The organism is Variovorax sp. AB1(2024) (assembly GCF_037482385.2).
In the GTDB taxonomy this organism is placed as follows: domain Bacteria; phylum Pseudomonadota; class Gammaproteobacteria; order Burkholderiales; family Burkholderiaceae_C; genus Variovorax.
In genome coordinates, this window is the sequence record NZ_JBBHKP020000001.1 from 2,375,583 (window position 1) to 2,393,784 (window position 18,202).

At 69.1% G+C, this 18,202-nt stretch carries 17 protein-coding genes; 1 reads left to right on the forward strand and 16 read right to left on the reverse strand.

Annotation, left to right across the window (positions count from 1 at the left end; all coding sequences use genetic code 11):
- Positions 1–108 precede the first annotated feature (108 nt).
- The gene (locus WIX39_RS11090; protein WP_081265816.1) at positions 109–315 is read left to right on the forward strand and encodes a thrombospondin type 3 repeat-containing protein; all 207 of its coding nucleotides are present in this window, start codon (positions 109–111) and stop codon (positions 313–315) included.
- A 21-nt stretch (positions 316–336) separates the two neighbouring features.
- Here WIX39_RS11090 and WIX39_RS11095 read toward each other — a convergent pair whose 3' ends face one another.
- The 16 genes from WIX39_RS11095 to WIX39_RS11170 form a co-directional block, all read right to left on the reverse strand.
- Positions 337–963, reverse strand: a complete 627-nt coding sequence (locus tag WIX39_RS11095) for a LysE family translocator (RefSeq protein ID WP_081265817.1) — start codon at positions 961–963, stop codon at positions 337–339.
- 52 nt (positions 964–1,015) lie between these two features.
- The gene (locus WIX39_RS11100; protein WP_081265818.1) at positions 1,016–1,417 is read right to left on the reverse strand and encodes a GFA family protein; all 402 of its coding nucleotides are present in this window, start codon (positions 1,415–1,417) and stop codon (positions 1,016–1,018) included.
- A gap of 83 nt (positions 1,418–1,500) precedes the next feature.
- The gene (locus WIX39_RS11105) at positions 1,501–1,788 is read right to left on the reverse strand and encodes a DUF2277 domain-containing protein (RefSeq protein WP_081265819.1); all 288 of its coding nucleotides are present in this window, start codon (positions 1,786–1,788) and stop codon (positions 1,501–1,503) included.
- A gap of 35 nt (positions 1,789–1,823) precedes the next feature.
- Positions 1,824–2,318, reverse strand: coding sequence for a GNAT family N-acetyltransferase (locus tag WIX39_RS11110; protein ID WP_081265820.1), 495 nt, complete (start codon positions 2,316–2,318; stop codon positions 1,824–1,826).
- 65 nt (positions 2,319–2,383) lie between these two features.
- Positions 2,384–3,727, reverse strand: coding sequence for an amidase (locus WIX39_RS11115; protein WP_199851942.1), 1,344 nt, complete (start codon positions 3,725–3,727; stop codon positions 2,384–2,386).
- Positions 3,728–3,729: 2 nt separating this feature from the next.
- Entirely contained in the window at positions 3,730–4,443 is a 714-nt protein-coding gene (locus tag WIX39_RS11120) for a DUF2848 domain-containing protein (protein WP_106937518.1), read from the reverse strand.
- Positions 4,444–4,450: 7 nt separating this feature from the next.
- Positions 4,451–5,776 (reverse strand): MFS transporter, encoded by a 1,326-nt coding sequence (locus WIX39_RS11125; protein WP_081265822.1) that lies wholly within the window; start codon positions 5,774–5,776, stop codon positions 4,451–4,453.
- A 42-nt stretch (positions 5,777–5,818) separates the two neighbouring features.
- Positions 5,819–6,508 (reverse strand): DUF4286 family protein, encoded by a 690-nt coding sequence (locus WIX39_RS11130; RefSeq protein ID WP_106935335.1) that lies wholly within the window; start codon positions 6,506–6,508, stop codon positions 5,819–5,821.
- A gap of 144 nt (positions 6,509–6,652) precedes the next feature.
- Positions 6,653–7,570 carry a LysR family transcriptional regulator gene (locus WIX39_RS11135; protein WP_106935334.1) on the reverse strand — a complete coding sequence of 306 codons (918 nt, stop codon included), beginning with the start codon at positions 7,568–7,570 and terminating at the stop codon, positions 6,653–6,655.
- A 100-nt stretch (positions 7,571–7,670) separates the two neighbouring features.
- Positions 7,671–8,780, reverse strand: coding sequence for a serine hydrolase domain-containing protein (locus WIX39_RS11140; RefSeq protein WP_106935333.1), 1,110 nt, complete (start codon positions 8,778–8,780; stop codon positions 7,671–7,673).
- 11 nt (positions 8,781–8,791) lie between these two features.
- On the reverse strand, positions 8,792–9,622 hold the full coding sequence (blaOXA, locus tag WIX39_RS11145) for a class D beta-lactamase (protein ID WP_081265826.1): 831 nt from the start codon (positions 9,620–9,622) through the stop codon (positions 8,792–8,794).
- Positions 9,623–9,786: 164 nt separating this feature from the next.
- A complete protein-coding gene (locus WIX39_RS11150; protein ID WP_081265827.1) occupies positions 9,787–10,155 on the reverse strand; it encodes a nuclear transport factor 2 family protein in 369 nt (122 codons plus the stop codon).
- A 60-nt stretch (positions 10,156–10,215) separates the two neighbouring features.
- Positions 10,216–10,650: a hypothetical protein gene (locus WIX39_RS11155; RefSeq protein WP_106935332.1), complete on the reverse strand. Its 435-nt coding sequence runs from the start codon at positions 10,648–10,650 to the stop codon at positions 10,216–10,218.
- 7 nt (positions 10,651–10,657) lie between these two features.
- Positions 10,658–11,332, reverse strand: coding sequence for a VOC family protein (locus tag WIX39_RS11160; RefSeq protein ID WP_234382759.1), 675 nt, complete (start codon positions 11,330–11,332; stop codon positions 10,658–10,660).
- 21 nt (positions 11,333–11,353) lie between these two features.
- Complete coding sequence (locus WIX39_RS11165) at positions 11,354–12,001, reverse strand: hypothetical protein (RefSeq protein WP_106935331.1); 648 nt, start codon at positions 11,999–12,001, stop codon at positions 11,354–11,356.
- 37 nt (positions 12,002–12,038) lie between these two features.
- Positions 12,039–18,059, reverse strand: a complete 6,021-nt coding sequence (locus WIX39_RS11170; RefSeq protein WP_106935330.1) for an alpha-2-macroglobulin family protein — start codon at positions 18,057–18,059, stop codon at positions 12,039–12,041.
- Between the last annotated feature and the right edge of the window lie 143 nt (positions 18,060–18,202).

Consider the following 18,202-nt stretch of genomic DNA (forward strand, 5'->3'; position numbering starts at 1 on the left):
GACGGGGCGCGGGCCTCATGGCGGCGGCGCGCGCTTCATTCCAAAGTTCGCACACCCCGGCTCGCAGGAGGCGATCGCCGGTTCCACGAACATTACTAGGAGAACTTCATGGCAACGAAAACACTGGCGCTGATCCTGGCCGCCTCGGCCGTCCTGGCCGGCTGCGTGACCCCGGTCTACGACCGCCCGCCGCCGCCGCGCCCGCAGGCCGACCGCGATCGCGACGGCGTGCCCAACCGCTACGACCGCGACAGGGACGGCGACGGCGTGCCCAACCGCTACGACCGCGCGCCGAACAATCCGAACCGCAACTGACGCGACCGGACTCGCGCCGCCTCAGCCGGGCCTGCGCGCCATCAGCGCCCAGACGCCGGCGGCGCTCAGCAGCGAGCCGCCGGCAAGGTTGAAGCGCCGCTGTGCGCGTGGCGACGACAGCAGCTTTCGCGCCGAGGCCGCGAACACTGCGTAGAGCGTGGCGTTGGTCGTGGCCAGCGCCACGAAGGTCAGCGACAGCACCCACATCTGGCGCGTCACGTCCGCCGACGGGCTGATGAACTGCGGCAGGAAAGCCACGAAGAAAACGATGCCCTTGGGGTTGAGCGCCGTCACCAGATAGGTGTTGGCGAACAGCCGCCAGCGCGACACAGGTGCCGCCGGCCTGGCCATTTCGCTGGGCGAGATGCCGGCGCGCAGCAGCTTGATGCCCAGGTACAGCAGGTAAAGGCCCCCTGCCCACTTCACCACGGTGAACCAGAAGGCCGAAGCCGAGAGCAGTGCGCCCAGGCCCAGCAGCGACACCACCAGCGCCGTGGAATCGCCGAGCGCCACGGCGGCCACCAGCGGCACGTTGGCGCGGCGGCCGTGCGACATCGAATAGCTGATGACCGTGAGGATGGTCGGCCCCGGAATGATCAGCAGGACGACGGAGGCCGCGACGAAGGCGAGCCAGAGTTCGATGGGCATGTGCTTCCTGTCTTCTGTTGGTTGTGGTGAATGTGGAGGGCGCGTTTGCCGCTCAGGTGCCGATGGCCGTGCGCGCGACGTGCCAGGTGCCCCGGTGCCCGTCCACGTAGCGGATGGGAGAGTTGGCGAGGTCGTCGAGGTCCGCGTCGTCCAGGCAGGTCACGTTCACGCCGTAGGCGGTCGTGCCGGTCTCGGGCGAATGGCCCACGCCGAAGGAGCGCACGCGGCAGTGCCTGCAGACGATGTAGTGGCTGTTGCGGGTGTCGAGCATCTGCTCGCTGAGTTCGGATTCGCCTTCGAGAAGCCGGAAGGCATCGGTCGCGACGATGGCGGGCCAGAAGCGCGTCTGGGTGCAGATGGCGCAATTGCACCGAAGGGTGCCAAGGCTCAGGTCGATGTCGGCTTCGAATCGCACGGCGCCGCAATGACAGCCGCCGGTGTAGGTCTTTTTCATGTGCTTGTGAGCAGCTCCCGGTCGGTTGGAGCGGCCGGCAAACACCATATCAAATGCCGCGCCGACGGGCAGCGGCGGGGCTTTTACCGGCCCTGTTCCGGTGCCGCGCCGAACCGGGCGGCCGACCGGGCCCTGGCGCGCTCGGCCTCGACCGCGCGGTCCTTGGGCTCGGCCGTGGTGACCATCGATTCGAGCAGCCGCGCCGCGGTTGCCGCCACTTCTTCAACAGCCCGTTCGAAGGCCTCCTCGTTGGCCTTCGACGGCACGCTGAAGCCGCTGAGCTTGCGCACGAACTGCAACGCGGCGGCGCGGATCTCCTGCTCGGTGGCGGGGGGCTCGAAGTTGTAGAGGGTCTTGATGCTGCGGCACATGGGCGCTCTCCGTTCGATGACGACCTGGTTCCAGTCTAGCGAAGCAGGGCCATCGCATGGGCGTCGTGGTAGACGCCGTCGATCAGGCTGGCGCGGCGCACGATGCCTTCATGTTCGAAGCCGAGCCGCTCGTACAGCGCCTTGGCGTTCAGGTTGTCGGCGCGCACGTTCAGCGCAATGCGGGTCAGCCCGCGTGTCCAGGACTTGTCGATGGCGGCCTGCAGCAACTTGGCGCCCAGACCCCGCCCGCGCGCCTCGGGCAATAGCGCGATGCCGAGGACGCCGATGTGCGCCCGCGAATGCCCGAACACCGGCGACACGTCGCACCAGCCGACGACCCTGTCGCCATCGACCGCCACGAAGTGCGGGAAGTCGGTGGCGATCACGTTCCGGTAGAAGGCGATCGATTGCGCCAGCGGCGGCGCCTCGGTCAGCGCAAGGTACTTGTGCTCGCGGGCGACCACATCGAGCGCGCGGTGCAGGCTCTCGAAATGGGATTCGGCCGTGGGGACGACGAGGACATGGTTCATGCGCAAGACGATAGCCGAACCGGGCACCGCGGCGACAGCGCGGGTGCCCTCGGCTGCCGCCGCGTTCAGCGTGCGTGCAGCGCGGATTCCACGGCCAGCGCCACGGCCGCCAGCCTTGCATCGTCGCCGCGCACCGAGGCCAGCATCAGCCCCACCGGCAGTTCGCCCGGCGCATGGCAGGGCAGGCTGAATGCGCAGCCGTCCAGCAGGTTGATCGCGAAGGTGTTGCGCAGCAGCAGGCCGTTGGCCTTGAAGAAGGCCGCGTCTTCCGCGAGCGCGGCGATGGGCGGCGCGACGATGGGCACCGTCGGGCACACCAGGGCGTCGAAGCCTTCGATGGCGTGCTCGACGCGGCCGATCCAGTCGCGCCGGCGGTCCTGCATGGCGATGTAGTCGGCGGCGCGCACCTCGGTGCCCAGCGCAATGCGCGCGGCCACGCGGGTGTCGAAGCCGTCGCGCTTCGCGGCGAAGCGCTCGCGGTGCACGGCCGAGGCCTCGACGGGCGAGAAGCCGCCGGGCGCATTGACGGTCGCGATCTCGGCGAGTTCGGCCAGCGTGATGTCCACCATCTGCGCGCCGGCCTTCGACAGCGTCTGCAAGGCGCGATCGAAGGCGGCGGCCACGGCCGGCTCGATGTCGTCGAACATCAGCGTGCGCGGCACCGCGAGGCGCATGCCTTGCAGCGGGCGGCGGCGCACCGCGAGCGGCGTGTCGGCAATGGCGGCGTCCACCGTCAGGCAGTCTTCCACGCTGCGGGCCATGGCGCAGACGGTGTCGAGCGAGCGCGCGAGTTCGAAGGCGCCTGTTCGCGGCACGCGCGACTGCGTGCTCTTGAAGCCGACGATTCCGCACAACGCGGCGGGAATGCGGATGGAGCCGCCCGTGTCCGAGCCCAGCCCGGCCACAGCGAGGCCCAGCGCCACCGACACCGCCGCGCCAGAGGACGAGCCGCCCGGGATGCGCGGCGTCTGCGCGTCGGCCGGGTTGTGCGGCGTGCCGTGGTGCGGGTTGATGCCCACGCCGGAGAACGCGAACTCGGTCATGTTGGTCTTGCCGACGATGGCCGCGCCCTGCGTGCGCAGCCGCGCGACGGCGGCCGCGTCGTGCGCGGCCGCGGGCTCGCCCGCGCACACGGCGGAGCCGGCCATGGTGGTCTCGCCCGCGATGTCGTAGAGGTCCTTGACCGACACGGGCAGGCCGGCGAGCGGGCCCAGCGCCACGCCGGCCTTGCGCGCCGCATCGGCATGGCGCGCGGCGGCGAGTGCGCCATCGGCATAGAGCCGCGTGAACACATGCCGCGCGGCGGGCTGCGCTGCCGCTTCGAGCACTTGCCCGACCAGCGCTTCATGCGACAGCTCGCCGCGCGCGATGCGTGCGCGCAGGGCGGAAATGGTGAAGTCGTCGTTCATCGTCAGGCCACCACGGGCAGTGCTTCGACCGCATAGCGATGCACGATGCGCCGGCGCAGCAGCGGGTCGTGCAGTTCGATTTCCATCTGCGCGGCGGGGCGGATGCCTTCGCCCTTCGCGTTGGGCAGCGCGCCGAGCGTGCCGCAGGTCATGAACAGGCCTTCGGGCGCGGCGCCGCCATGGGCCATGCCTTCGCGCAGTGCCGCCAGCGGACGGATCGATGCCAGCGTGCCGCGCTGGTAGTCGACCCAGCGGCCGTCCTCGAAGATGCGCGAGCGCAGCTCGAGCGTGTCCTGGTGCGCCTCGATGTCGCGCCAGCGCCAGGCGGTCTCTGCCACCGGCTTCGCGCACATCTGCTTGGACACGGCGACAGAGTAGCTCTCCACATGGCGGTCGGTGTGGTCCGAGGCCACGCTCAGCCACCATTCGCCGTTCGAGAAGAACAGCACCGGTTCGGCCTCGCCCGAGCTCTGGTCGCCCAGCGCCTCGATGGCGGGCGACTGCGTCAGCAGCTGCGCGGCCACGCGGTAGTACAGCGGCACGCTCGACGGGCGCGGCACGCCGAGCGCGGCCAGTTCCTCGATGTGGTGTTCGATGGCCGCGACGTCGCGGCCTGTCCAGCCGGCCACCACCAGCGCGCTGGGCGCGACGGTGTGCAGGGCGGTGGTGCGGGTGCCGTCGGCTTCGACGGCTTCGCAGGCAAAACGCAAGCTCATGCCCACCTCAGCTTTCCAGCGGGCGCTTGGCCGTCTCGCGCGCCACCACCAGGGCGACCAGCGTGACGCCCAGCGCGGCCACCACGTAAAGCGACACGGCCACCGTGCTGCCCCAAGACTTGAACAGGCTGGCGATGATCAGCGGCGCGAAGCCGCCGCCCAGGATGCCCGCCAGCGTGTAGGCCAGCGAGGCGCCGGCATAGCGCACGCGGCCGGGGAACTGCTCGGTCACGAAAGCGGCCTGCGGGCCGTACATCATCGCGTGGATCAGCAGGCCCACCACCACGGCCGCGCAGATGGCCACCGGGTGCGCGCTGTCCATCAGCACGAAGAACACGAAGGCCCACGCCATGCCCAGCAGCGCGCCGGCAATGTAGACCGGGCGGCGGCCGATGCGGTCCGATAGGCTGCCGAACCACGGCACCGCGATCGCGTTGCAGGCCGCGCCGATCATCGTGGCGGTGAGCGCCAGCGGACGCGACAGGTGCAGCACCGTCGTCACGTAGGTCAGTGTGAACACCACCACCAGCGCATACAGCACGTCGGAGCCGATGCGCGAGCCGCCGGCCACCAGCAGGCGGCGCCAGTGCTGCGTGAGCACTTCCTTGATGGGCGTCTTGGCGGTGGCCTTCTTTTCTTCCATCTCGCGGAACACCGGCGTCTCGTCGACCCCGCGGCGCAGCCACAGGCCGAACAGCACCAGCGCCACGCTGGAGATGAACGGAATGCGCCAGCCCCAGCTCTGGAAGTCTTCAGGGCTCAGCCATGCCGACACGATGGCGATGAAGCCGGTGCCGATCAGCGTGCCGCACGACGGGCCGACCTGCGTGAACGAGGCATTGCGGCCGCGCTCGTCGGGCTTGCCGTGTTCCATCGACAGCAGCACCGCGCCGGCCCATTCGCCGCCGAGCGCCACGCCCTGCACGAAGCGCAGCGCCACCAGCGCCACGGGCGCCCAGATGCCCCAGGCCGCGTAGGTGGGCAGCAGGCCCATCAGCCCGGTGGACACGCCCATGATGACCAGCGTGGCCACCAGCACGAAGCGCCGGCCCAGCCGGTCGCCGAGGTGGCCGAACACCACGCCGCCCAGCGGGCGCGAGATGTAGCCGACCGCGTAGGTCGAGAAGGCCAGGATGGTGCCGGTCAGCGGGTCGAACGACGGGAAGAACACCGCGTTGAAGACCAGCGCCGCCATGATGTTGTAGACGGTGAAGTCGTACCACTCCAGCGTGGTGCCGATGGAGCTGGCCATGGCCAGCCGGCCCATCTTGGCGGACGGCGCATCGGGCGCGGTGCCGGAGGCGGCCGGCGTGGGAAGAACATGTTCGGTCATGGAGATACCTTTGTTCGGTGAAGACATGAAAGTCGGATCGGTTCAGCGCAGCTCGGCCGCGCTCAGCTTCCAGCCGAGCGCGAGCAGCCAGCCGTTGGCGGGGTCGGCGTCGAGCGCGGCGGCGGCCGTGGCGCGCGCGGCGCGGGCGGCCTCGGCGCTGCTGGTCTCGACGACCAGCATCGGCTGCAGCACGCGGCCTTCGGTGGCTTCGCGCGGCAGCGGCGTGCTGAGCGCGGCGTCGGGCACGAGCAGGTACGACTGCACGAAGCCTGCCTGCGCTGCCAGTTGGCGGCCGGCGCGTTCCGCCCCGGCCACCGGCGCCTGCGCGTTGGCGGCCGCGGCCAGCGGCAGCACCACGGCATGGCTGCCGCTGCCGAAGCCGGTGACGGCCTGCACGGCGCACACGCGGCGGATCGGCTGGCGCATGCGGTCGAGGTTGGCCACCGACCACGGCGTCTGCTTCTCGAACGCGGCGCGGTAGCCGGCGGAGCGGAACACCGCCAGCGATTCGGTGCGGTACAGGCCCAGGTACTTGCGTCCACCCTCGAGCGAGAAGTAGCGCGCGCCCGACAGGAAGCCCGGGACGCGCACGCGCTCTTCCACGTGTTCTCGGTCGTACCAGCGGTTGAAGTCGGCGTCGTCGGCGGGGTCGACGTCGGAGGCGACGAACAGCAGGCCGTTGATGTTCGCCGTGGTGTTTTCAGGAGAGAGGAGGGGGTCGGTTGCAGTCATGGCGGCACAGGGGCGGGCGGGCCTTCGAAAAATGAAGGCGCGATCTTCCGCCGCAGTGCCGTGCTGTCACAAACGAGTTTTTCTGGGCGACAGCCACAAGAATTACTGGCCCCCTCATGGGGCACGAATGCGCTGTTTTGAGGGTTAACCCTCTGTCGTTCCGCGCCAGGTTGGTGCGTTGGCGGAGGCCGTGAACTGGTCCGACGCGCGGCAGGCCAGCTCGGCCACCAGGCGGATGGCGTCGGAATCGGCCGCTTCCAGGTGGCTCACCACCAGCCGCTGCGGCGAGATGAGCGCGTCGCACTCGATGATTCGCACGTCGCCGGCGGCCACGTATTCGTACACCGGCGGCAGCGGCACCAGCGCATTGCCGAAGCCCGCCTTCACCAGCCGCGCCAGCGCGGAGATCGAGCTCACGCAATGCACCTTGCCCAGCGGAATGCCGACGGAGCGGTAGAGGTTCTTCAGCGCCTCGTGCGGCTGCGAGCCAGGGCTCATGGTCAGCACGGGCTGGCGCAGCAGCTGGTCGACGGTCTGCGCCGGCTCCGCCGCCGGCGCGCCGACCCAGCCCATCGGCATCGGCAGGCAGGGCGTGCTCACGATGCCCGCGCCGGCGATGTGGTCGGTCTGCAGCGCGATGTCGAGCGCGCCTTCGCGCAGGCCGCGATGCAGGGCCAGCGTGGTCTCGGAGGTCAGCTGCACCTCGATGCCCGGATAGGTGGAGCGCAGGTTGGTCAGAAAACCCAGCAGCCAGGTGTGCACCACTGTTTCGATGGCACCGATGCGCACGAGGCCGAGTAGGTCTTCGCGCGGGCGGCCGAGCGAGACGATCTCGCGGCGCAGCTCGAGCAGCCGTTCGCCGTAGTCCATGAGCCGCACGCCGACCGGGGTGAGCCGCAGCTCGCGCGCATCGCGTTCGAACAGGCGCGCGCCGATGTCTTCTTCGAGGGAGGCGACGCGGTTGGACACGGCCGCCTGCGTGATGTGGAGCCGGTCGCTGGCAGCGCGGAAGCTGCCCAGCCGCGCGGCCCAGAGGAAGGCTTCGACAAATCTTGTGTTCATGAGGGCACCTCGGGGCATTTTGCCGGTATTCGATGCGGCGGTGCGCCCAGGGCCCTCATGGCCGACCCGCAAGCGCCGTGCGGCGGAACGGGCGTTCCGGTCAGCGCGAGGATCGGCGCCTGGCGGGTGCCGGCGGCGGCAGGGTGATGTCGTCCGCCATGCGCGCCGCCCCGGCCGACGCATTGCTGGCAACCATCACCGCGGCCTCCTGCGTGGCCGGCGCGAACACCAGCAGCGCGCGATAGCCGCCGGTCTGGCCCGTATGGAAGTAGAGCCTGCGTCCGGCGTTCTCGCGGATGCGCACGGCGTAGCCCAGCTCGTAGATGTCGCTGTGGCCCAGCGGGGTGAGCGCGCGTTCCGCCGCGGCGCCCAGCGGACCCTTGCGGCCGGCCATGAGCGCACGCGCGAACACCAGCAGGTCGGCGGCCGTGGAGCGCAACGCGCCGGCACCCGCCAGCGCATCGAAGTCCCAAGGCGCGCGTGGTGTCCTGTCCTCGTAGCCGGGCGCCAGGCGGCCGGTCTCGGGGCCGAGGTGCTGCATCGTGTCCTTCATGCCCAGCGGCACGGCGATGTTCTCCTGCACCAGCAGTTCCCAGGGCTTGCCGTAGCGGTCCGCAAGCACCTGCCCGAGCAGGCCGAGGCCCAGGCTGCTGTAGGGGCCGTTGCAGGGTGGCACGCGGTCGAGCCTGAGCGTCGACAGGCCGGCAAGCAAACGCGCGCGATCGGCGTGCGCGAACGGGTTGCCGCCTTCGGCCATCGGGGGAGCCGGCAGCATGCCGGGCAGGCATCCCGTGTGCGTGACCAGTTGGAGAAGCGTGACGCTCGCGGTCTCCCGCGGCAGCGTCACCTGTCCGGCCAGCAGCGTGCCGAGCGTGTCGTCGAGCGACAGGTCGCCGCGCTCGACCGCCTGCGCCAGCAGCACGCCCGTGAAGAGCTTGCTGATCGAGCCGACTTCGAAGATCGGCTGGCCATCGGCGGCGATCTCCCGGACCGGGCCCGCCTGCGCGACGCTGTTGCGCTGCATCGCGAAGCGTGTTTCGCCCTGGCGCAATACGCCGACCACGATGCTGCCGGGCGCGTCGCGCATCACGCGTGCGGCGATCTCGGCCGGCGGCGTGGCGAAGCTCAGCGGCTCGGCCTGCGCACAGGCTGCGGTGAACAGTGGGGCCAATTGGGCAATGGCCCATGCGATGAGGTGAGTGCGGCGCATGTCGTGCCGCCTCAGCGCGATGCGTCCGGCATCACGCCCAGCTCGGCCAGCAGCGCACGTCCGATCGTGATGCGCTTCGGCGCATCCTCGTCGCGGCGCATGTCCATGTTGAGCGCGAAGCTCTTCACGCCGCCGTCCGCGCCCGTCACCCAGCCCACCCACCAGCCGAGGGATTCCGGCGGCTTGTAGTACCAGCCAGTCTTGGCGTGCAGCGCGTGCGTGGGCGTTTTTTCGACGAGGGTGATGTCGTGGACCATGTCCTGCGTGCGCGCCGACAGCGGCAGCTGGCGCAGCCCGAGCCGCGCGAGAAAGCGCGCCTGCTCGATCGCGGAAATCTTCAGCGGACCGTCGAGCCAGAAGCGGTCGACCACGTCGCCCAGCGCCTCGTTGCCGTAGTGCAGGCGCGCGATCCACGCCTTCATGCGCGCCAGCCCGATGCGCCGGGCCACGCCCTGGTAGACCGGCAGGTTCGACACGCGAATCGCGTCGCGCAGGTTCATGTCGTGCGCCCACTCCGCGCGGCGCTGCGGCTTGCCGCCGTAGGGCAGCACTTCGTCGATGTCTTTCACCGCGCCGGTCTCCAGCGCGATCAGGCTGTTGGGAATCTTGTAGGTCGACGCGGGCACGAAGCGCTGGCCCGCGCGCCTGGCATCGACCAGCGTGAGCTTGGCCGTGGCGGCGTCGAACAGCGCGAAGGTGCCGGGCGTGCCCGCGGCGGTGAAGTGGCGGGCGAGGTCCGCACGTTCCTGTTGGGCAGCATCGGATGCGGTGGCTGCATGGGCCAGGCCGCCATGCCACGCGGTGGCGAGAGCGGCGACGGTTGCGCTGCCGCGTACCAGCATGGCGCGGCGTTGTTCGTCGGGTGTGGAAGAGGGCATGAAAGCACGAGAGCGGAGTTGTGACGGCGCGAATCATCCAGCCGCCCTCGCGCCCGCACAACGCGGGCGGCAATGCCTGTCGTCACTGCCGTAACCGGCGTAACCGCTGCGCCGGCCGCGGGAGGCGGCTAACCGCCCATCGAGTAGAAGAACTCTTCCCGCACGATCGCGCCGTCGCGCACCGTGTACAGGCCCGCTTCTTCCATCTTGAAGCGCTGGCCGGTGGCCTTCATGGTCACGTCGAATTCGAAGCCGACGATGAAGCGGTCGTCGTGCGGCCACGGGCCCGTGACCTTGAACGAATGCACCTCGTGGTTGTCGCTCCACCACTTGCCCTTGGCCTCGATGGCCGCAAGGCCCACCGCCTCGCGCTGCTGGCCGGGCGGGGCGCCGGCCTCGACGCTCACGGCGTCATCGGCATAGAGCGATTTCGCGTCTTCGAACTTTCCCTGCCGGCATAGCGCGACGAGCTGGTTCGCGATTTCAAGCGTGGTCATGGCCTGTCTCCTGAGGAAGAGGGGACAGGCAGTTTAGGCCGATGCGGCCGATTCAGGCGCCTACCAGCTGCACTTCCTGCCGTCGTCGGAGCCGAGGTCCTGCGAGAAAGAATACTGCTTGCCGCTGCGCAGGTTCTTGTAGCCGAAGCCGTAGACGTTCGCGCCCTGGGTCGTCACCACGTACTGGCCGGCGATGCGGCCGTCGACGATCTCGGCCCAGGTGGTGATGTATTCCCACGGACGGCCTTCGGGCTTGTCGCCGACTTCGTTCTTGACCGGGACGATGGTGATCACGCGCGACGAACCCTTGTACCTGACGTAGCCACCGGACCAGTTGCTGTTCGGGTCGGAAAACACCCGCCATTCCAGGCGGATCGATTGCGCGGAGGACTCCGTCAGGTAGCGGTAGTCGACGGACACCGGCGCATCGCCCGATGCGGCCAGTGCAGACAAGGGCAGCAGAAGTCCTGCGAGCGCGAGGCGGATGTTGTTCATTTCGTCGCTAGGCGTCGTCGTTGGGTTGGATCAGGTCCCATTTGTTGCCGCAGAGGTCCTGGAAGACCGCCACGGTGCCGTGCGGCTCGTGGCGCGGCTCCTCGAGGAAGCGGACGCCGTGCGATGTCATGTGGGCGTGGTCGGACGCAAAGTCCGAGGTGTGAAGGAACAGGAAGACGCGGCCGCCGGCCTGCTTGCCGATGCCGGCTTCCTGGTCGTCGGTCACTGCCTTGGCCAGCAGCAGCGCCGCACCCGCATTGCGCGCGGGTGCGACCACCACCCAGCGCTTGCCGGGTCCGCGCGGTGTGTCTTCGAGCAGCTCGAAGTGCAGCGCTTCGGTGAAGAAGCGGATGGCTTCGTCGTAGTCGCGCACGAGCAGGGTGACGGTGGCAAGTTGGCGTGCGGCGGGGGATTGGCTCATGGTGTCATTGCGCTCTTTGAAATGAAGGCTGCCTTGCTCGACAGCGATGCAGAGGTCTTGCATGGCCGCGGCATGCATCTGCTCCGGCGTGTCCACCCAGGACACGTTCTTCCGGCAATCGCCGCAGTATCGAACGTCGGGCGAGGCCGTTTCTTCGAGCGTGTCCCATGGCTTGGAGCACGCCAGGGCCTCGTCTTGTGGCGTCGTCGGCGTGGAAGCCGGATGAAGAGGCGCGCGGCCGATGCGGACGGGCTTCTTCATCTTCATGGCCTCCGGGGTCGCTCAGTTAAAAACAATCGCGGTCTTGTGCGCAATGCTCAGCCGGGCCGCTTCGTAGAGCCGAAGCCACGAAACGTATTCCCGGTAGAGGCCTTCGTCGGCGTCGATCAGCCGGCCGATTCGCGCCACTTCCTCGTCCGACAGCTCGCCGTCGGTGAGATTGATGCCGAGCGCGGGCGCCACCAGCACCAGTTCGTCGCGCAGGCGGTAGGACGAGCCGAGCATGCCGCCGGCCAATTGCTTGTCGTCGTCCGGTTCGGAATACAGCACCTCGTCGAAATCGACCGGCACGTAGAAACCTTCCGCGTCCGAGTGGCAGACCAGGTGGCTCTCCGAGCTGTAGAGCACGTCTTCCACCACCGGATCTTCCGAGGGGTCGACACCGTCTTCCACCGGCGTTGCCATCCAGCCGGGCGAATTCGCGCGGTGCGCATAGGCCCGGCGCAGGTAGTGGATGAACGAGTACGGGAAGCCGCCGATGGCCGCACGCGAGTGCAGCGGCGGCAGTTCACGCGGCTCGGCGTGCGGCGGAAGGCCCGCCGCCGCCAGCACCTTGTTCACCACCGCCAGTTCCTCCTGCAGCCATCCGGCTCCTTCGGGATCGTGTTCGAGCAGATCGACGAGCACGCCGATGCTGATTGCGAGGCCCACTGTGTTCTCCCTTTCGAATCGGCGGCGGCGAAGCGGCTTACTTCGCCGCCTCCACCTTCACCCGTGCGTTCGGCGTCTCGCCGAACATCTCCGGCGCGTACATGGCTTCGACGCGGCTCGGCGGCAGCGCGAAGTCGCCGACGTTGTTCAGGCGCACGGTGTATTCCATCTTCACCACGCCCTTGGGCAGGTACTCGTAGTAGCTGCGGAATGCCTCAAAGCTGCGCTCCTCGAACGCGGGCCAGCCCGCGCCGCTCTTCTTCTCGCCCTGCGTGGCGATCTGCGAGTCGCGGCCCAGGCCGCTGCCCAGGATGGTGGCGCCGCCCGGAATCGGGTCGCTGATGACGACCCAGGTCATGTCGGCGCTGGCGTTGACTTCGATGCTCACGCGCAGCACGTCGCCGCGCGTGTACTTGCCGGCCACGGCCTGCTCGACCGGGGTGACGGTCTTCTTGATGGCGTAGCCGGCCGCGAACGGCGCTTTCAGCTGCACGGCGGCAATCGACTGCAGCGTGAGCCACGGCTTGCCGGTGCCCTGCTGCGTCACCAGCAGCGTGTCGCGCACCGGCGCGCCCGACGGCGATGCCGCCCACGGCAGGAACATCGTGTTGTTCTTCAGGTTGCCCGGCGAGGCGGGCGCGCCGAAGAAGGTGGTCTGGTTGGGCGCGCCGGCCGGGTCGCTGGCCTTCACGCGCTCGACCCTGCTCCAGTCGACCTGCGCCTTCACCGCGCCCAGCGTGGCGGCGGTAACGCCCGACACCGGCGTGCTCTCGAACACCTTGCTGAACTTCTCCAGCGCCAGTCCGCCCCACAGGTTGGCGGTGGTGGTGTGCCACGCGCCGTTCTGCTGGCGGCCGATGAAGCCGTTGGCGAGCTTGCCGATGTCGTCCTTCCAGCCCGGGTCGTCCATCACGCTGAGCAGCAGGCGGGCGGTGTTGACGTCGCCGTTGGTCATCAGCCACCACCAGTAGTCGTCCTGCTCGGTGCTGAAGATCAGCTTGGTGCCTTGATAGGACAGGCGCGCCTTCAGCACGTTGTTGGCTTCTTCCAGGCGCTGCTGGCGCTGCGGCACGTCGTTCACGCGCTTGAGGATGTTGAGCCAGTCGATCACCGCGCTGGTGGGCCACTGGTTCGGCGCGATGGTGATGCTGCCGAGCATGCTCCCCTTGGCCTTGCCGTAGCGCGAGAGCGCTTCGAGCGCGGCGAGCTTGCGCACGTCCAGGTCCTTGCGCGGGCTCCAGAAGTCGCGCGTGATGCGGCCTTCGACGAAGGCGATCAGGCCCGACTCCATCGGCGCGCGCACGTCGTCGGCAAGCGCGAAGGCGGGGTCGAGCGCGGCGGCTTCGTTGGTGGCCGCGAGCAGGTACGACGTGAGGATGTCGCTGCCGCGGTTGGCCTCGCCGTCGCGCGGCGGGAAGTAGCTGGCCAGGCCGTCGCTGTCCAGGTAAGTGGGCAACTGGGCCAGCACGCCCTGCCACATCTTCGCGTCGCGCAGGCCGACCGACTTGCTGGTCTTCTGTTCGAGGCAGATGAAGGGGTAGTTGGCGAACCAGTCGCGCACGCCCGGCAGGCCTTCGGCCAGCTTGGGTTGCAGGGCGAGCTTCAGGCCGCCGCGGCCGGGGAGGGCGTCGGCGGGCGGTGCCACGTCGAGCGTGAACGGCCCGTCGAGCTGCACCAGCGTGGCCTGCTGCACCGTGAGCGGCACCGAGGGCACGATGCGCTGGCGAACCTTGAGGGCATCGCGCGCGCCGCCGATGGTGTCCTTGGCCTCGATTTCCCAAAGGATGGCTTCGGCGCGCGTCTGCGCGAGCTGCGCGGGCGCGGTCACGTTCCATGCGACTTCACGCGCTTCGCCGGCCGGGATGTCCACGGTCTGCGGCTCCAGCGTGAGCAGGGTGGCGCGCGGCGTGGCCTCGACCTTCATCGGCTTCTGCGTGGTGTTGCGCAGCGTGATCTGGGCGCGGAACTGGTCGTCCTCGCGCACCAGCGGCGGCAGGCCGCTGATGATCTGCAGATCCTGCGTGGCCTGGATGCTCGCCTGGCCGGTGCCGAACAGGCCCACGCCGGAATCGGCCACGGCCACGATCTTGAAGGTGGTGAGCGCGTCGTTCAGCGGCACCGTCACCACGGCCTGGCCGTTGGCGTCGAGCACCACCTTCGGGTTCCACACCAGCAGGGTGTCGAGCAGCTCGCGCGTCTGGCCCTTGCCGCCGCCGCCGCCCGCGGGCACGGCCTTGCGACCGTAGTGGCGCCGGCCGACGATTTCCATCTGCGCCGTGGAGGTGCTCACGCCCCAGCTGCGCCGCTGCAGCATGGCGGTCAGCAGGTTCCAGCTGTCGTTGGGCATCAGCTCCAGCAGGGCCTGGTCGACCGCAGCCAGCGCCACTTCGGCGCCGGCGGCGGGCTTGCCGTCGGGCAGCTTGGCGCTGATGGTCACCTGGGCCTTGCTGCGGATCGGGTAACTGGGCTTGTCGCTGGTGACGGTCACGTCGAGCTGGTGGGCCTGCGTGCCCACGCGGATCTCGGCCATGCCCAGGCGATAGGCGGGCTTGCTCAGGTCGACCATCGCCGTGGGCGCGACGTATTCCTTGCCCTCGTACCAGAAGGCCGTCCACCACTCGCGCGGCGACTTGAAGCCCCAGGTGAAGAAGCTGTACCACGGCACTTCGCGCAGGCGGCCGCGCAGGGCGAGCACGCTCACGTAGGCGTTGGGGCCCCACTCGGGCTTGACCTCCAGGGTGACGGTCGGGTCCTTGCCGTCGAGCTGCACCACGTGCGTCTCGATGATGCCTTCGCGTTCCACGGCGACCAGCGCGGTCGCGAAGCGGAACGGGCTGCGCACCTGGAACTTGGCGACCTCGCCGGGCTGGTAGCTCTTCTTCTCGGGCAGCACGTCGATGCGGTCGTTGTCCTCGCCACCGAACCACAGTTCGCCCTGCTTCGTCACGTAGACGGAGCTGACGGCCTTGGCGTCGCGCCCTTCGCTGTCGGTGGCGCTGGCGATGAGTTCGACTTCGCCGGCTTCCTTCAGCTCCGACTCGCACAGCAGCAGGCCGCGCGCGTCGCTCTTGCCGCTGCAGACGGTGCCGATGTCCTTGGTCTCGGTCTTGTTGTCGTAGGTGTAGAAGCCGCCCACCATGCGCTTGCGGCTGGTGGTGGTGATGCGCGCCACGGCGCGCACATTCAGCGTCACGCCGGCCTGCGGCTTGCCCGCGAGGTCGAGCGCGAGCGCCTGGAACTTCAGCTTCTGGGCGGTGGAGACCCAGCCCTCGGTCTTGATGCCCGCGATGACGGAAGCCGGCCACAGCGTCTGCGTGCTGCGGATGGTCTGCACCTCGCCGTTCGGGTCGGCGTAGGTGGCTTCGAGCAGCAGCTCGCGCGCGGCCTTGACCTTCGGCACCTTGTCGATGGTGACCTTGCCGGCGCCGTCCTTGTTGAGGGTGAGCGGCAGCTTGTCGGCGATCACGCGGGTGTCGTTCACGCTGTTGATGTCTTCCTCGCCCGAGCCGGCTTCGGCAGCGGCGGAGACCGCGGCCGCCGGATCGCTGGCGTCGCCCTGGGTGGCGCGCGGCGGGTTGAAGCTGAAGGCGTCGTAGTCGGGGAAGCTCAGGCTCTTGCCGCGCACCATGGCCGACACGCGAACCGGCAGGTTGGCCGCGCCGCCGCCGGCCACGTAGTTGATCTGAACGTCGGTCGGCACGCTGGTGGCGGCCACCAGCGGTTTCTTCTCGGTGGGCGTGATCCGGCCTTCGAGCACGGGCAGGCGGAATTCCTCGACGCGGAACATCCCGGTGCCGAAGCTGCGCCCATAGCCCTCATCGCCGTCGCCTTCGCTGTCGCCGTCCTTGCCGCCGCCGGTGCGCAGCATCACTTCGTACACGCCGAGCTTGGCGGCGGGCGGAATGGCAAAGCTGTTCTCCGCGCTCAGGCCGCCGGTGGCGGTCTTGCGCCAGTTCAGCGGCTGGGTGAAGCGCTGGCCGCTGCCCACGTGGGTGATGACCAGCGTGTCGGGGCGGTTCTCGGGCAGGCCGAAACCCTTGCTGGTCTGCGTGCGGATCAGGCTCTTCATCGACACCGTCTCGCCGGCGCGCAGCAGCGTGCGGTCGAAGATGGTGTGGGCGATGCGGTCGGGCTCGGCCTGCAGGTTAGTCGGCACGTTGAAGCGCCAGGGCTCGATGCCGCGCTGCCAGTCGCTCCAGGTGAAGGCGAGGTCTTCCACGCCCTTGTCGTCCTTGGCGCGGGCGCTGACGAACCAGGCGCCGCTGTCGTATTCGTTAGGGCCGTTGCACGACGGTGCCTGCGGCGAGATGCCGTTGAGCATGACGATGCCGTTGGCGTCGGTGGTGCCGCTGGCCACGGCCTTTCCGTCGCAGCTGGACACGCGCACTTCTGCGCCGGCCACGACCTTGCCCTTGTCGAGCGTGGTCACCCAGGCCATGGAGTTCTCGCGGCCCAGCTTGAAGTGCACGGCCAGGTTGGTGGCCAGCGCGGTGGTGCGCACGTACATCGTGCGCCCGGCGTTGTAGCGCTCGTCGAGCAGCGCCTCGCCCAGCTTCTGCGAGGCGATCTCCAGCACGTGGAAGCCCGGCGTCAGCGGCACGCCGATGACTTCGAAGGGGCGCGGATCGCCGGCATCCGACTTGGGCATGTCCAGCGTCTTCACGCCCGCCTGGCCCGACAGCAGCGACAGCATGCGCGTCTGCAGCGTGGTGCGGTCGTCCTTGTCGATCACCGGGGGCAGCGGGCCCTTGACGTCCTTGCGCGCCTGTTCGCGCGAGATGGTGAAGTTGTCGTAGCGGCGCACCTTGCGGAACCACGCGATGATTTCCGCGTCGGTCTTCGGGTTCATGTCGCTGACCTTGCCGGGCGTGAGCGCCTGCACCATCAGCTGCGGCTCCACGCGGCGCACGGTGACCGGCATCATGGCCGGGGTGTCGGGCTCGGCGAGGCGCTCGACCACGCCGAAGGGCGAGGCGGCGAACTTGGCCAGCGGCGGCATCATGCCGGTGGCCACCTTCATCGGGAAGCTGCCGGGCGAGGCCAGCGGGCGGCCCGAGGCGTCCTCGAACCTGGAGGGCAGCTCGATGGTGAACTGGGTGCTCTCGCTCAGCGGGGGCTCGAAGCTCACGCTGTTGACCACGTCGTCGTCGCTCTGCGTGCCGCCGTCGTTGTCGAGCTTGGCCTTGATGGTCTTGTCGCCCTTGAGCTGGATCTGCGAGGCCAGCTTGCGCGTGACCGGCGCATTGAACGTCAGCTGCATCGGGCGCAGCGGCAGGCAGGCGGCCTGTGCGTTCTCGCGTTCGCAGGTGAACGACGCGGCAAAAGGCTCGCGCACCTGGAACTCGAGGCGGCGTTCCACGTTGTTGGGCACGCCGGAGGGCGTGGCGACGCCCTTGCCGTAGACGATCTGCACCTTGGCGCCGGGCGTCAGCGTGCGGTTGCACTGCATGGTGACGAAGCGCAGCGGTTCCTTCTCGGCCGCCTTGTCGCGGCCGAAGGCCTTGAGCAGGCCGGCGCGCTGGTCGCCGTCGAGCAGCTTGACCGGGATGCGCTCGCCCACGCCGTCGGCCGAGCACCACACGTTCTGGCGCACGCTGTCGAGCGTGGCCGCGCCGTTGAGTTCGAGCACGAACATCTGCTGCTCGTCGATGCGGCTGTAGCTGCCCGGCATGTAGCTGCGCACGAACGGGCCGCCGCTGTTGAACTGGTAGCGCTCCGGGCCGGTCAGCTCGCCGCTGGCGGGCTTGAAAGTGGGAATGCGCGTGACGGTGCAGCGCACGCCGGGAGGCAGGTCGTTCTCGAAGTCGTAGACCCAGGCCTTGGCGTCGGTCCAGCGGCCGGTTCCCTTGCCGGCCTGCGCGTCGGTGCAGCTCACCGACAGCGGCGCGGGGGCCTTGGGGTCGCCGAAATTGACGGCGGGCTGGTCGAACTTGGCGACGATCTGGCGCACGCGCGCCACTTCGCCCTGGGGCGTGAGGCTGGTGATCTGCAGGGCATGGCCCGGGCCGGACAGGAGCGCGCCGCCGGCCAGGAGCAATGTTGGAAGGAAACGGGTCACTTTTTAGTATCTCCACCTAGAGGCAGCGCGCAGCGTAGCCGATTTGGACGACGATTCGACAGTGCCATGGGTCATATGTCCTTCGTGTCCACGGCGCGGGTACGCCAGTCTTCTTACAATCGAGGCCCTCGTGCGTGTGCCGC